Origin of the sequence: Streptomyces sp. NPDC002566 (assembly GCF_042889585.1) — a bacterium.
Lineage (GTDB): Bacteria > Actinomycetota > Actinomycetes > Streptomycetales > Streptomycetaceae > Streptomyces.
Map to the genome: position 1 here is coordinate 471,903 of NZ_JBIARD010000002.1, position 14,536 is coordinate 486,438.

The following is a 14,536-nucleotide window of genomic DNA, read 5'->3' on the forward strand; positions in this document are numbered from 1 at the left end:
GGTGGCGCCCGAGGCCGGGAGCGGGAGGCCGGGGGCACACCCCCTGGGCTCCACTCCCCGGCCCACCCGGTCACCCGCGCTGTGACCGGGTGGGCCGGGAATCGGGGCCCGGAATCGGAGCCGGGGTCGCGCCCTGGGCCGGGATCGGGGCCGAGGGTTGGGGCCGAGGGTCGGACCTGGCGACCGGGGGCCGGGGTGATGCCCGAGGCCGGGAGCGGGAGGCCGGGGGCACTCCCCCTGGGCTTCGCTCCCCCGCTCACCGTCACCCCCGCTGTGCGCTCGGCTCCCCCTGGCGGCTTACCGAGACCCGGCCGCCCGACCGTGTCTCGGGTTTCAGGTCGACCTGGACCTGATGGGTCGTCTGACGGTCAATCGTTCCGCCGAGTTCGGCCGTCACGACGCCGATGTGGACGCCGCCGCGACCGGTGCCTGACTGGTGGACCTGGACGGTGAACGTCAGGCTCACGTTCTCCACGGTGAAGCCGAGATCGCGGCCCTGCGCCTCGTCGCGGGCCCGCTCCAGTTCGCCCCTGATCTGGCTGATCACCTCGGTCAGCCCCACGAAGCCCGGCCCGTTCGTCAACATGCCTCCCCAGTAGACCTGTTGATCTCGTGTCGCCCCAGTATGCGCCAGGACCACCCGCTCGTATAGTCGTGCTATGACGGTCGACGGGGGAGTCGATGATGGTTCGTCAATCCGCACGCCCCTCTGGGCGGTTCGCATTCGGCGTGCGGACGGGGAGATCACCGGCACCGGAATCCTGCTGAGCCCCGACCGGGTGCTGACCTGCGCCCATGTGGCGAAGGACAGACACGCGCGATACACCGCGGAGTTCGTCGGCGCGGCGTCCGGTGGCGAGGTGCCCTCGGTGGCCGCCGGAGTCGACGAGGACGCCTATGTGCCCGGCCGGTGGGACGCCGACGGCGACCCCAGCGGCGATGTGGCGCTGCTGAGGCTCGACCAGCCCAGGCCGGACCACGAGACGACGCGCCTTCACCGGGTCGCCGCGTCCCACCGCGAGGTGCAGACGTACGGCTTCCCGGTCGGGCACAACGGTGGCATCTGGTTCGGGGCGACCGTCCTCGGCGCCTGCGGGCGCGACGGACAGGTCCAGTTGCGCCCGCTCACGGGCGGCGAGGTCGCCAGCCCGGGGTGCAGCGGCTCCGGCGTGATGGACGTCCGGACCGGCAAGGTCATCGGGATGCTCCTCAGCAGCGTGCGGGACGAGCACGGAAACGGGTTCTCCTTCATGAGCCCGGCCGAGACCATCGTCCGCCACCTTCCTCAGCTCGCCGACCGGGTCGAGGGCAGGGAAGCGGTCGACGACCGTCTCAGGTCGACGCTCGAGGACGCGGCGCAGAGCTTCGACCGGAAGTTCGCCCAGCGCCTCGCCCGGTGGCTCCGGGACGACGGCAGCCGCGTGAAGATCAGCGTCGTCCACGAGGACGACAAGGTGCGCGACGCCACCCTGCGCCGTGCCATCACCCTGGCCGACCGGGAGCTGCGCACCGCGGCCTCGGTCGACAGGGTCTCCGGCGACCCGCCCGACACGATCCCCTCGGCCGGCGACCACGATCTGGCCGTGGACGCGACAGGGCGCACCTCCGCCGAGGTCGGGGAGCGGATCCTCAAGCGCATGGGCGTGTGGCAGCACCCGGCCGAGTCGGTGGTCGAGCGGATCAGGGAGGCGGGCGACGTCCTCACCCTGGTCGTCGTCGGCGTCGACGAAGCCGAGGACCCGCCCGACCTGCTGGAACTGCTGAAGACGCTGTACGCCGCCGGCAACCGGCTGCTGCTGGTGTTCCGCCACAACGGCGTCCTCTGCCGGCGGGCCCGGCGGGAACTGGTCGACGAACCGGAACCGCGGCCGGACGGCGACGCCGTGGCGCAGCTGAGGCATGCGACCGAATCGCTGGCCCAGGCCCTGAGCCGCCGCAGGGCGAGAGTGCTGGCGGAGGAGTCCGACGCCGTCAGCGGGTACCTGGTGCGGGCCTATCTGACACTGGCCGCCATCAGGGCGGGGAACGCGGCCGCCCCGTGGGACCGCCCTCGGCTGGAACGCGCCCGGTACGAGCACCGCGCCACGGAGCTGGCCGGGCGGCTGACCGGCATCCTCGGCACGCTCGACCGTCTCAGCGACCTGCTGGACGAGCTGAACGGACGGATGCGCGCCTATCAGGTCCTGCACGCGACCGCCGCACGAGGCACGGAGGACGATGCGGACCTGGACGCCGTCCGGCTCCACGCGCAGACGCTGCTCCGGTCCAGGCCCTGTGACGTCCGGGCCGCAGAGGCCGCCGTGGCGGAGTACATCGGCGCTGTCGAGCGCGCGATCGCACGCGGACGGCAGGGGGGTGCGCCGGCGTCATGACGGTCCCGACGACCTCCCGCACGCCGTGCCCGAGACCCGGGTGCGCCGGCGGCCGCATCATGGTGACCGGCTTCTGCGACAGCTGCCACCGGCGGCCCCCCGTCCCCGACCCGCCCGCGCGGCCCGTCGTGGAACCCGCCGCTCCCGCGCACCGGGCCGCGGGAGCGGCCGCCGTCGAACTCGACAACGACGGTCTCCTCGTCCTGCCGGACATCCCCATACCCGACGCCACGGATGCCGTCACCACCACCGCGACCCCGCCCTCCGACGGCCGGCGCTGCGGCGTCGACAACTGCTCCGGCACCATCGGGCTCGCGTATCCGGGAGGTCCCGCCCTCGCCCACGGTTACTGCCCCCGGTGCGGCCGGGAGTACTCCTTCGAGCCGAGGCTGAAACCCGGCGACCACGTCGGCGGCCACTACCGGGTGCTCGGCTACCTCGCGGCGGGCGGCCTCGGCTGGGTCTACCTGGCGGAGGACACCCGGGTGCCCGGCCTCCACGTCGTCCTCAAGGGACTGATCAACACCGGTGACGCGATCGCCCGCCGGTCGGCCGTGGAGGAGCGCCGCTCGCTCACCACGCTCCACCACCGGGACATCGTGCGCATCGTCACGTATGTGCAGCACCGGTCGCCCGGCGAGCCGGAGCCCACCGGCTACATCGTGATGGAGTACGTCGGCGGACGGTCGCTCGACTGGATCCGTCGCGCCGGCGAGGGGGAGCTGACGCGTCTGTTCGGCGGGGCCTTCGGCATCGGCCATGTGATCACCTACGGCTGCAAGATCCTCGGCGCGCTCCAGTACCTGCACCAACAGGGGCTGCTGTACTGCGACATGAAGCCCGACAACGTCATCCACTACGGGCGCGACATCAAGGTCATCGACCTCGGTGCCATCCGCCGTGCAGACGACCGCTCCTCGGCCCTGGTCTGCACGGCCAACTACGCGCCGCCGAAGCGGGAACGCGACCGGCGAGGCTTCCACGTCGACAGCGACCTGTTCACCGTCGGCCGCACCCTGGCCACCCTCGCCACCCGCGTCGAGCCGGCCACCGGGCAGGCGGCCCGCTCCTTCGCGGCGCTGATCGCACGGGCCACCCACACAGACCCGGAGGCCCGGTTCACCTCCGCGGCGGAGATGTCCCGCCAGCTGTGGGAGGTGCTGCGCGAGCACCTGGCGCTCAGCGGACACGAGCCGTACCCGGAGCGCTCCACCCGGTTCGAGCCGACGGCGGCGGTGTTCGGCGCGGCGCTCGGCACGGTGGCCTCGCTCGACCACTGGACCGGGCGCGCCGACGGCGCGCCGCCGGAGCTGCCCATCGACGCGCCCGCTCCCGCGGACACCGCGAAGGCCCTGCCCCGGCCGGTCCCCGACCCGCACGACGCCGCCGCCCTGCTGCTCGGCCTGGTGTCCGGCGATCCGCAGCGGATCGCGGAACGGGCCGTCCGGGACTCGTCGTTGGCCACGGTGGAGACCTCGTTGTGGCTGTGCCGCGCCTACCTCGACGCCGGGGACGCCGAACAGGCCGCACAGTGGCTCGACCGGGCCCGCGAGCGCAGCGGCGCGTACGACTGGCGGATCTCCTGGCACCGGGGCCTGACCTTGCTGACGGCACATCATGTCGAGCGGGCTGAGAGGGAGTTCGAAGCCGCTTACGCCGCACTACCCGGGGAGTCCGCGCCGAAACTGGCCCTGGGCTACTGCGCCGAGTCCCGGGGTGCGGCGGAGGATCAGACCGAGGCCTACTACGAGGCGGTCTGGCGGCGGGACCGGACGCAGGGCAGCGCGGCGTTCGGGCTGGCCCGGCTGCATCTGCGCCGGGGCCAGCGGGCGCGTGCCGTCGCGGTGCTCGACGAGGTGCCGACGACGTCACGGCACTACGACACCGCGCGCATCGCGGCGATCAGGGTGCTCACCGGCCGGCTGGGGGGCGCAGGCCCCACCGTGGAGCAACTGGCCGATGCTGACAGCAGGTTGGCGCTGCTCGGGAGGTCCGGGCATCATCTCGTCGGCAGCGGGGCGTGGGACCGGCTGGTCACCGAGGTGCGCGAGCACGCGTGGGCCGGCCGCCCGCCCGAGGGCTGGGGGCCCGGTTTCCCGGCCGGCGAACGGTTCGGACGGACGGACACTCCGAGCGCGCTGAGCACTCTGCTGTCCCGCTCGCTGAAACGGCTCGCGGACCAGGCCGGCAGCGCCTCCGAGCGCGGCGACCTGCTCGACCGGGCGTACGCGGTCCTCCCCCCGGCGGCGGGCTGGCGGGAGCTGCTGCGGGGGTGGCGACACGCGTTGCGCGAACGCGCCTGACCCGCCCGGCCGCCGCCGGGCGGAGGGAACGCTCGAGGCCGGCGGACGAGAACGCGCACGAGGACGAGCACCGCCGACGAGCACCGAGGACGAGCACCGAGGACACAGGGACGCACACGGGACACGGGGGTCGCAGCCGTGAACGAAGACGCACAGGTGAACCAGGACACCGACGCCGGCACGCCGTCGGATGCCTACGAGGACGCGGACGGCGTACGTGCGAAGGGCGGCGGTCCGGCCGGGAACGCGACGGTCGTCCTCGACGTCAGTCAGTGGAAGTACCTGTCCGCCGAGTCTCCCGACCCGCAGATGCACGCCATCCTGAGCGTCGAGGCGCACGGCACGCGGAGCGGCGGCGGTGCACGCCCCGCGCTCGCGCAGGTCCTGGTCCTGGACTGCTCCGGTTCGATGGGCTACCCGCAGGAGAAGCTGCGGGCGGCCCACCAGGCGGCCGTGGCGGCGCTGCGGATGCTGCCGGACGGCACCCCTTTCGCGGTGGTCCAGGGCACCCGGTCCGCGGACATGATCTATCCGGCAGCCCCGGCGATGGTCCGGGCGGACCCACGGCAGCGCGCGGCGGCGGAGGCGGCCGTGCACCGGCTCGTCGCGGGAGGCGGCACCTGTTTCGGCAGCTGGCTCGACCTGGCCCGGCGGCTGCTGGCGCGGGCCGACGCCCCGATCGGACATGTCCTGCTGGTCACGGACGGCAAGAACCAGCACGACGGGGCGATGCCCCTGACGGACGTGCTGGACGCCTGCGCCGGACGGTTCGTGTGCGATGCCTGGGGGATCGGCGACGGCTGGGACGCCCGTGAACTCCTGCGGATCACCGGCCGGTTGCACGGGCAGGCATCGGCGGTGCGGGAGGCGGCGGAACTGCCCCACGAGTACGAGCGGCTGATGCGCCGTCTGCTCGTGAAGAGCATCCCCGAGGTGGTCGTCTCGGTGCGGCCCGTGCCGGGTGCGAAGGTGCGCTATCTCAAGCAGGTCTTCCCGACCCGGAGGGATCTCGCCCCCGTCGGGTCCGGCCCGGACGGGACGCTGCGGTTCGTGACCCGGGCGTGGGGCGACGAGGCCCGCCGCTACCACCTGTGTCTGGCCGCCGACCCGGCGGGGCGGCCCCGCGGGGAGGATCTGCAGCTCGCGGTGGTGTCCGTCGACGTGCCCGGGGGCGACGGCGTGGACGTGACGCCGCCTCTGCCGTGCGTGGTGCACTGGACCGACGACGCGGCGCTGTCCGGGCACAGCGACGTCCACGTCGAGCACTTCGAACTGCACCGCATGGTCGCCGATGCCGTCCGGGCCGCCACCGACGCCCACCGCGGCGGCCTGCGCGAGGCGGCGGAACGGCACTTGGGCACGGCCGTGCGTCTCGCCCGCGGCATCGGCCCCGGCGAGCCGCTGGACTGGCTGGAACCTCTCGTGGACCTCGACGGCGTCGAGGAGGGGCGGGTCAGGCTCCGTCCCGGAGTGGCGGCCGTCGACTTCGAGCACGCGCTCATCGGAAGCGCGCGCAGTACGTACACCCCCGGGCCGGCCGACGGGTCGGCGCCCGCCGGCAGCGCGATCTCCACCGACGACGTGCGGGACGCCGTGCCCGCCACGGCCCCGGCGAACTGCCCGAACTGCCGTAACCCCACGGACGCCACGGGGAACTTCTGCACATCGTGCAGCGCGGCTCTGCGGGGGCGGCCGTGAGCACCACACGGCGGGATCTGGTGCGGCGGCTGTGGCTGCTGCTGTCCCTCGGGGCCGTGACCACCCTCGTCCTGTTCGGCTCCTACCGGGGCGTCCACGACGACACGGTGCCGCTGGCGTCGTCCAGCACGCCGGGGATCCTGGCCGTGGACACCGCGAAGAACGCGCTGCGACGAGCGCACGCGGCCGTCGACGGAAGCGGGCCTGCGGGTGACACGACGGGTGAGTTCCACACCCAGATCTCGGTCGCCCACCAGAGCATCGCCGTCGCGGCGTCGGAGGACGTCACCGGGCTGGCGGACCGTCACACGCTGCAGACCGTCACCGGGCTGATCACCGTGTACTCGTCCTGGGTGGAGCGGGCCGGCCGCGAGGCGGACCCGTCGCTGCGCGGAGCCTATCTGGACTACGCGCGGCAGGGCCGGGACGACATCGTCGAGCGCCTCGACGAGCTGCGGGCCCAGCAGTTGGCGGTCGCCGGGAAGCAGGCGTCGTTCCCCTGGCCGCTGTGGCTGGGCTGGGGCGCCGTGGCGGTGCTGAGCCTGGCGTGGTGCGCGGCGCTGGTGGAGGCGCAGTGGTACGCGCGGCGGCGGTTCCGCGACGCCGTGCACCCTCCGCTGCTGGCGGCGACCGTGCTGTGCGCGGGCGGGGTGGCGACGCTCGGCTGGTTCACCGTGCGGGCGCACTCGGCGATGGCCGATTCCGTGGCCGAGCTGCGCACGCCCCGGCCGGCGCCGGAGATCCCGCAGGCCGGTGCGGACGTGCGGCGCAATCTCGCCGACGCGGGCCTGTGGGCGTCGCTGTCCGAATGGGTGCTGGTCGCAGGGGTGGCGCTGATGGCGTTGACGGTGGCCGGGCTGTGGCCGCGTATCGCCGAGTACCGGTTCAGGGGGCCGCGATGAGCCACCCGCGACGCCGGCCGCTCGTCGTCCTCGTCCTCTGCCTGACGCTGCTCGCGGCGGGCGTGGTGGCGGGGGTGCGCTGGGCCCGGGAGTGGACGGGGTCGGTCACCGTGCTGGCCAACTGGAGCGGCGACGAGCGGGCGCAGTTCGAGTCGGCCGTGAAGCGGTTCGAGGAGCAGTACCACATTGACGTCGTCTACCAGGGCAGCTCCGCTCTGAGCCAGGTGCTGGCCGCCGATCTCGCGGCCGGCACGCAGCCCGACGTGGCGGTGCTGCCCGGACCGGGCGAGCTGGTGGCGTACGCGGCCGAGGGCCGGCTCGTCCCGCTGGACGGCCTGTTCGAGGCCGGGGCCTACGACCGGGTCTGGATGCCGAAGGTGGCCGGCGCGGACGGCCGGGAGCGCACGTACTGGCTGCCCGTGAAGACCGGGCTGAAGAGCATGGTGTGGCACGCGGGGGACGTGCAGCGGGGCGGACTCACCGCTCTGGCCGGCGACCCGGACGGCTGGTGCCTGGCCATGGCGTCCGGCGCGACCTCCGGCTGGCCGGGCACCGACTGGGTGGAGGACATCCTCCTCCAGCAGGCCGGCCCGCAGGTCTACGCGCAGTGGGCGAGCGGTGGCCTGGCGTGGACGGACCCCCGGGTGCGGAGGGCGTGGCGGACTTGGGGCGACATGGTGGGCGCGGGCTCCAGGGGCCGCGTCGAGCGAGTGCTGGAGGGCGAGTACGGCGGGGACTGCCCCCGGCAGAACCTGGAGCACCAGGGCTCGTTCCGCGACGCCCACTGGAAGCGCGTCGCCGGCGACTTCGTCCACTCCGCCGAGGTGATCCCCGGCGCCCGCCCGGACTCCGCCCAATGGGAGGTCTCGGGTGACCTGGCGACGATGCTGAACGCGACCGACGAGGCGCGCAAGCTGATCCGGTTCCTGGCCGACCCCGGCACCGAACTGCCCGACTACACGGCCAACCGGAAGGCCGCCGCGCCGGACGGCCACGGGGACCCGGTGAAGCGGAAGATCGGCGCGATCCTGCGCGGCTCGCAGCGACGGCTGTGCTGGGACGCCTCGGACACCATGCCCCCGGTGCTGCGCAACGCCTTCCACCAGGCGGTGCTGCGCTTCCTCGTCGCCCCGGAGGGGCTTGAGGCCCAACTGCGGTCTCTGCAGGCGCTGAACGACGGCCGCCGCCCGACGCTTCCGGTGTGCGGGGGCTGAGCGGCGTCGAACAGGGCCCCGCGCTCAGCCACGACGACGTCCGAGGCGTGAGGCCCGGTCCGGGCTTTCGCGCGGGCAGGCACCGAAAACTTGCGGCGTTCACATCGAATGCTGCGAGAGATATTGACGCCGCGTCAGGCTTTCCTATCATCCAAGACGTTCAGAGGAACAATCGGCGTTCGAAATACTGAACGTCGGAACTGTGCACGAGGCTCCGACCAGGCCCCGCAGCATCCGCAGTCCCTCCCTCACAACACGTCGCCCTCGCCTGGCCGCGGCCCGCCCGCCCCCTCGGCAGTCCAGTTTCCGGAAGGTCGGCGATCGTTATGACATGGACAGATCACGCAATCGGTCGCCGTGCGGCCCTCGCCGGCACCGCCGGCCTGGCCGTCGGCGCCCTGTTGCCTCCCGGCATCGCGAGCGGCGCCCCCGGCGGCGCCCTGCCCGCGGCCCCGCCGGGACCCACGGCGGGCGCGGCAGCGGCGTCCTTCGCCAACCCGGTGATCTGGCAGGACTTCGCGGACGTCGACGTCATCCGCGTCGGCGACACCTACTACCTCTCCGCCTCCACGATGCACTACTCCCCCGGCGCGCCGGTCCTGCGCTCGTACGACCTGGTGAACTGGGAGATCGCCGGCCACTCGGTGCCCGTCCTCGACTTCGGCTCCAAGTACGACCTGAACGGCGGGCGCGGCTACGTCCGGGGCATCTGGGCGTCGTCGCTGGCGTACCGCCCGAGCAACAGGACGTTCTACTGGCTGGGCCAGATCGACTTCGCCCGGACCTACATCTACACCGCGACCGCCGCCGAGGGCCCGTGGACCCGGCACGCGATGCTCGGCACCGCCTACTACGACGCGGGTCTGCTGGTGGACGACGACGACACGATGTACGTCTCCTACGGCAACAGCACCATCAGCGTGGCCCAGCTCTCCGCCGACGGCCGCAGCCAGGTGCGGTCGCAGCAGGTGTTCACCACGCCGTCCAGCGTCGGCACCCTGGAGGGCTCCCGCTTCTACAAGATCAATGGCAGCTACTACATCTTCCTGACCCGCCCCGCCAACGGCCAGTACATCCTGAGGTCGACCAGCGGCCCCTTCGGCCCGTACACGATGCGGCAGGTCCTGCTGAACCTGCCCGGGCCGATCCCCGGCGGGGGCGTCCCGCACCAGGGCGGGCTGGTGCGGACGCAGGGCGGGGCCTGGTACTACATGGCCTTCGTCGACGCCTATCCGGGCGGCCGGATGCCCGCGCTGGCCCCGGTCACCTGGACCTCGGACGGCTGGCCCGCCCTCCAGCTCGTGAACGGCGCCTGGGGCGCGTCCTACCCCGCCCCGGCCGTGCCGGCGCCGCCCCGCCAAGTCACCCCCCTGACCGGCGTCGACACCTTCGACGGGACGGCCCTCAAGCCGAGGTGGGAGTGGAACCACAACCCGGACAACGGCAAGTGGTCCGTGAACAACGGCCTGACCCTGCGCACCGCCACCGTCACCGACGACCTGTACTGGGCCCGCAACACCCTCACCCACCGCATCCAGGGACCCACGTCCACCGCGACGGTCCAGCTCGACCACTCGGCGATGCGGGACGGCGACCGGGCCGGCCTCGCCCTGCTCCGGGACTCCTCGGCGTGGATCGGGCTCAAGCGCGCCGGGGGCACGACCCGGCTGGTCATGGTGGACGGGCTGACCATGGACGGCAGTTGGAACACCACCGGCAAGGGAACCGAGCGGGCGGGCGTCAACGCGCCGGGCGGCGGCCGCATATGGCTGCGGGCGACCGCCGACATCCGCCCCGGCTCCTCCCGGCCCGGGACCTTCTCCTACAGCACCGACGGCGTCAACTTCACCCGGCTGGGCCCCGCTTTCACGATGGGCAACGACTGGCGCTTCTTCATGGGCTACCGGTTCGCCCTCTTCAACCACGCGACGCAGGCGCTCGGCGGCTCGGTCCGCGTGACGCGGTTCGAGCTGTCCACGCCCTGAGCGCCGCGCTCGGCACCGTCTTCCACCCGCACGCGCACATCCACCCGCACTCGACCGTACGAGGAGAGACATGGATCCCTTCGAGCCCGCACGGCGACCGGCCCGGCGCCGCACACCCGCGTCAGTCGTACTCGTCGCCTCGGCACTGCTGGCCACCGGGACGGCGGCCCTCGCGCCGGCGGCGGCGCAGGCGGCCCCGGCGCGGTCCGCCGCGCCCGCCGCGCCCGCCGCGCCCGCCGTAAAGGCGAGCACCCTGGGGGCCCAGGCGGCCCAGACGGGGCGCTACTTCGGGACGGCGGTGGCCGCCGGGAAGCTCGGCAACGGGCAGTACACCGGCATCCTCGACCGCGAGTTCAACTCCGTCACCCCGGAGAACGAGCTGAAGTGGGACGCCACGGAACGCTCCCGCGGCTCGTTCAGCTTCGGCCCCGCCGACCAGATCGTCAACCGGGCCCTCGGGCGCGGTCAGCGCGTACGCGGCCACACGCTCGTCTGGCACTCCCAACTGCCCGGCTGGGTCGGCGGCATCAACGACGCGGGCACGCTGCGGAGCGTGATGAACAACCACATCAACACGGTGATGTCCCGCTACCGGGGCAAGCTGTACGCCTGGGACGTGGTCAACGAGGCGTTCGCCGACGGCGGCAGCGGCCAGCTGCGCGACTCGGTCTTCCGCAGGGTGCTGGGCACCGGGTTCGTCGAGGAGGCGTTCCGCGCCGCCCGCTCGGCCGACCCGTCGGTCAAGCTCTGCTACAACGACTACAACATCGAGAACTGGAGCGACGCCAAGACCCAGGGCGTCTACCGCATGGTGCGCGACTTCAAGGCGCGCGGCGTCCCCATCGACTGCGTCGGCTTCCAGGCCCACTTCGGCACGGGCGGGCCGCCGGCGAGCTTCCAGACGACGCTGTCCAGCTTCGCCGCGCTCGGCGTCGACGTGCAGATCACCGAACTCGACATCGCCCAGGCGCCGGCGGGCGCCTACGCGAACAGCGTGCGGGCGTGTCTGAACGTGTCCCGCTGCACCGGCGTCACCGTGTGGGGCATCCGGGACAGCGACTCCTGGCGGACGGGCCAGAACCCGCTGCTGTTCGACAACAACGGCAACAAGAAGGCCGCCTACCAGGCCGTCCTGACGGCGATGGGCGGCTCCGCCGTCCGCCGCTAGAGCCCGTCCTCGCGGGTCGATGGGCGGGGCCCGCGAGGAGTTCTCCCGCCGCCTCCGCCGTCCTGGGCGCACTGCAGTTCCTCTGCGGTGCGCTCGCCTCACCGCTGGTCGGCCTGTACGGGGAGGGCAGCTCCCTGCCCATGGCCGTCATCATGCTGATCGCCATGGTCGCGGCCGTCGTCGCCCTGACCGCGCCGGCGCGGCCCCGGCGGCGCGAGGGCGAGCCCTCGGACGGCTGAAGCGCGCCCCCGCCGCGCCCCGGGGGCCGGGCCGGTTGAGCGGTGTGCGGTGCGGCGGGATGCTGGAAGCAATGGCCCGTGCGGTGCCGTGCGGCGGGACGCCGACCGTGGTGCCCGTGACGCGCGGTGCGGGGCGCGCGGGTCACTGCGGCGACGGGTGGATCGTATGGACCCTGTGGATCCCGAGATCCCTGCGGACGACCCCGTGGAAGCTCCGGGGCCGGTGGACGGCGCGTCCGGTGTGACCGCGACCGCCGGGGACCCGGTCGTGCCCGGGGACTTCGCGGTCGTCGTCGACGCGGCGGCACGGGTCATGGTGTGGAGCGCCGGGGCCGAGTCCCTGCTGGGCTTCGCGGCCCGCGAGGCCGTGGGCAGGCCCGTCGCCGAACTGCTCGCCGCCGACCTGCCCCTCTCCACCCGCAGCCACATCGCGGGCGGTGAGCCGTGGACGAGCGAGGTCTCGTTGCGCTGCCGGGACGGCGACCGCATCACCGTGCAGCTGAGCGGCACACCGCTGACGGACGCCGGCCCGAGGCCCCTGTGGCTCGTCACCGATGCGCCCGTGACCTACCCGGCCGGGCCGGCCGACGAGGGCGCGGCACTGCTGTGGGAGCGGGCGCTCGCGCAGCTGCCGCTGCCCGTGGCCGTCTACGACGACGAGGCGCGGTTCGTCGCCTGCAACCAGACGATGAGCCGGGCCATGGGCCTGACGCAGGAGGAGATGCGGGACCGCACCCTGCGCGAGATCCAGCCGTCCCACAGCGAGACCGACCGTCTCCAGCGGCAGGTCCTGCGCACCGGTGAGGCCGTCTACCGTGAGGAGCAGCCCGGCCGGGCCCTCGGCGAGGTCCACGACCACGCCTGGTCGCTGTTCCTCACCCCCGTGAAGGACGAGAGCGGCACGGTACGGGGTCTGTCGGCGCTGGTCGTCGACACCACCGAGCACTACTGGTCCCGGCGTCGCCTGGAGGTGCTGAACGACGCCAGTCTGAGCATCGGCAGGACCCTCGACGTCACCCGGACCGCCGAGGAACTGGCCGAGGTGGCCGTCACCGGGTTCGCCGACTTCGTCACCGTCGACCTGCTGGAGTCCGTCGTCCGCGGGGACGAGCCGGAGCCGCTGTCGCCCGGCGCGCCCGTCACCTTCCGCCGCTCCGCGCAGAAGTCGGTGCTTCCCGGCTGCCCGGAGGCCGTGCTCCCGGTGGCGGGAACGGGCATCTATCCACCGGACTCCCCGCCGGCCCGGGCGCTGCTCAGCGGACAGGGCACCCGGCACCGGGTCGGCGACCCGGCACTGCGCTCGTGGCTGGCGAGCTCCCCGGACCGTGCCGCCACGGCGCGGCGGCACGCGATGCACTCGATCCTGCTGGTGCCGCTGCGCGCCCGCGGGGTCACCCTGGGCCTGGTCCACCTGGTGCGGCACCGCACACCGGAGGCCTTCGGCGACGACGATCTGCTGCTGGCCGAGGAGATCGCGGCGCGGGCGGCCGTGAGCGTCGACAACGCCCGCCGCTACACCCACCAGCGCCGGACCGCGCTGGCGCTCCAGCGCAGCCTGCTGCCCGAGCGGCTGCCGTCCCTGGCGGCGGTGGACGTCGCCTACCGCTATCTGCCGGCCGGTTCCGCGAGCGGCGTCGGCGGCGACTGGTTCGACGCGATCTCCCTGTCCGGGGGGCGGGTCGCGCTGGTGGTGGGCGACGTGGTGGGCCACGGCATCCACGCCTCGGCCACGATGGGCCGGCTGCGCACCGCCGTCCACACGCTCGCCGACGTCGACCTCGCCCCGGACGAGCTGCTCACCCACCTCGACGACCTCGTCATCCGCCTGGACAGGGAGGAGGGGCCGGACGCGCGGGAGCGGACCGAGGAGGGCTCCGGCGAGGTCGGCGCCACCTGTCTGTACGCCGTCTACGACCCGGTGTTCCGCCGGTGCCAGCTGGCCCGGGCCGGACATCCGCCGCCCGCGCTGGTGACCCCCGAGGGAGCCGTACGGTTCCTGGACGTGCCCGCGGGGCCGCCGCTGGGCCTCGGCGGCCTGCCGTTCGAGGCCGCCGAGGTCGACCTGGAGGAGGGCAGCCTGCTCGCCCTGTACACCGACGGTCTGATCGAGGCCGCCGAGCGGGACATCGACGTCGGACTCGGGCTGCTGCGGGACGCGTTGAGCTGCACGGGACCCGACCTGGAGGAGACCTGCGACCGGGTGGTGCGCAAGGTGATGCCCGCCGCTCCCGCCGACGACGTCGTGCTGATCCTGGCCCGCACGCGGGCGCTCGGCGCCGACCAGGTGCACACATGGCGGCTGCCCTCGGAGCCGGCGGCCGTCGCCGGGGCCCGCCGGATGGCGAACGACCAGCTGGCCGCCTGGGGGCTGGACGAGCCGGCCTTCGCCACCGAACTGATCGTCAGCGAGCTGGTCACCAACGCCATCCGCTACGGCCACGACCCCATCCAGTTGCGCCTCATCCGGGGCGACGCGCTGATCTGCGAGGTCTCGGACGGCAGCAGCACCGCCCCGCACCTGCGCCGCGCCCGCACCTTCGACGAGGGCGGACGCGGACTGCTCCTCGTGGCCCAACTGGCCGAACGCTGGGGCAGCCGCCAGACCCCGACGGGCAAGACGATCTGGGCGGAACTTCCCTTGCCGGGATGAGACTT

General features: G+C 73.5%; 9 protein-coding genes. 8 read left to right on the forward strand and 1 reads right to left on the reverse strand.

Annotation, left to right across the window (positions count from 1 at the left end):
* Positions 1–262 precede the first annotated feature (262 nt).
* Positions 263–562: a trypco2 family protein gene (locus ACFYXA_RS09305; protein ID WP_389030094.1), complete on the reverse strand. Its 300-nt coding sequence runs from the start codon at positions 560–562 to the stop codon at positions 263–265.
* A 97-nt stretch (positions 563–659) separates the two neighbouring features.
* Between ACFYXA_RS09305 and ACFYXA_RS09310 the strand changes: the two genes are divergently transcribed.
* The 8 genes from ACFYXA_RS09310 to ACFYXA_RS09345 all read left to right on the forward strand — a co-directional run bounded on the left by ACFYXA_RS09310 (position 660) and on the right by ACFYXA_RS09345 (position 14,531).
* On the forward strand, positions 660–2,372 hold the full coding sequence (locus ACFYXA_RS09310; protein ID WP_389030097.1) for a trypsin-like serine peptidase: 1,713 nt from the start codon (positions 660–662) through the stop codon (positions 2,370–2,372).
* Complete coding sequence (locus tag ACFYXA_RS09315; RefSeq protein WP_389030100.1) at positions 2,369–4,675, forward strand: tetratricopeptide repeat protein; 2,307 nt, start codon at positions 2,369–2,371, stop codon at positions 4,673–4,675. Before ACFYXA_RS09310 ends, ACFYXA_RS09315 begins: the two co-directional genes overlap by 4 nt.
* A gap of 138 nt (positions 4,676–4,813) precedes the next feature.
* Entirely contained in the window at positions 4,814–6,373 is a 1,560-nt protein-coding gene (locus ACFYXA_RS09320) for a VWA domain-containing protein (RefSeq protein ID WP_389030103.1), read from the forward strand.
* Positions 6,370–7,275 carry a hypothetical protein gene (locus ACFYXA_RS09325; RefSeq protein ID WP_389030106.1) on the forward strand — a complete coding sequence of 302 codons (906 nt, stop codon included), beginning with the start codon at positions 6,370–6,372 and terminating at the stop codon, positions 7,273–7,275. Before ACFYXA_RS09320 ends, ACFYXA_RS09325 begins: the two co-directional genes overlap by 4 nt.
* Positions 7,272–8,489 (forward strand): ABC transporter substrate-binding protein, encoded by a 1,218-nt coding sequence (locus ACFYXA_RS09330; RefSeq protein WP_389030109.1) that lies wholly within the window; start codon positions 7,272–7,274, stop codon positions 8,487–8,489. Before ACFYXA_RS09325 ends, ACFYXA_RS09330 begins: the two co-directional genes overlap by 4 nt.
* A gap of 326 nt (positions 8,490–8,815) precedes the next feature.
* Positions 8,816–10,474: a glycoside hydrolase 43 family protein gene (locus ACFYXA_RS09335; protein ID WP_389030112.1), complete on the forward strand. Its 1,659-nt coding sequence runs from the start codon at positions 8,816–8,818 to the stop codon at positions 10,472–10,474.
* A gap of 70 nt (positions 10,475–10,544) precedes the next feature.
* Complete coding sequence (locus ACFYXA_RS09340) at positions 10,545–11,642, forward strand: endo-1,4-beta-xylanase (RefSeq protein WP_389030115.1); 1,098 nt, start codon at positions 10,545–10,547, stop codon at positions 11,640–11,642.
* A 405-nt stretch (positions 11,643–12,047) separates the two neighbouring features.
* The gene (locus ACFYXA_RS09345) at positions 12,048–14,531 is read left to right on the forward strand and encodes a SpoIIE family protein phosphatase (protein ID WP_352248704.1); all 2,484 of its coding nucleotides are present in this window, start codon (positions 12,048–12,050) and stop codon (positions 14,529–14,531) included.
* Positions 14,532–14,536 lie beyond the last annotated feature (5 nt).

Excerpts from the sequence above, each read along its gene's own strand:
- ACFYXA_RS09310 (WP_389030097.1), top strand. The coding sequence starts at position 660 with ATGACGGTCGACGGGGGAGTCGATGATGGTTCGTCAATCCGCACGCCC.
- ACFYXA_RS09315 (WP_389030100.1), top strand. The coding sequence starts at position 2,369 with ATGACGGTCCCGACGACCTCCCGCACGCCGTGCCCGAGACCCGGGTGC.
- ACFYXA_RS09330 (WP_389030109.1), top strand. The coding sequence starts at position 7,272 with ATGAGCCACCCGCGACGCCGGCCGCTCGTCGTCCTCGTCCTCTGCCTG.
- ACFYXA_RS09335 (WP_389030112.1), top strand. The coding sequence starts at position 8,816 with ATGACATGGACAGATCACGCAATCGGTCGCCGTGCGGCCCTCGCCGGC.
- ACFYXA_RS09340 (WP_389030115.1), top strand. The coding sequence starts at position 10,545 with ATGGATCCCTTCGAGCCCGCACGGCGACCGGCCCGGCGCCGCACACCC.
- ACFYXA_RS09345 (WP_352248704.1), top strand. The coding sequence starts at position 12,048 with ATGGACCCTGTGGATCCCGAGATCCCTGCGGACGACCCCGTGGAAGCT.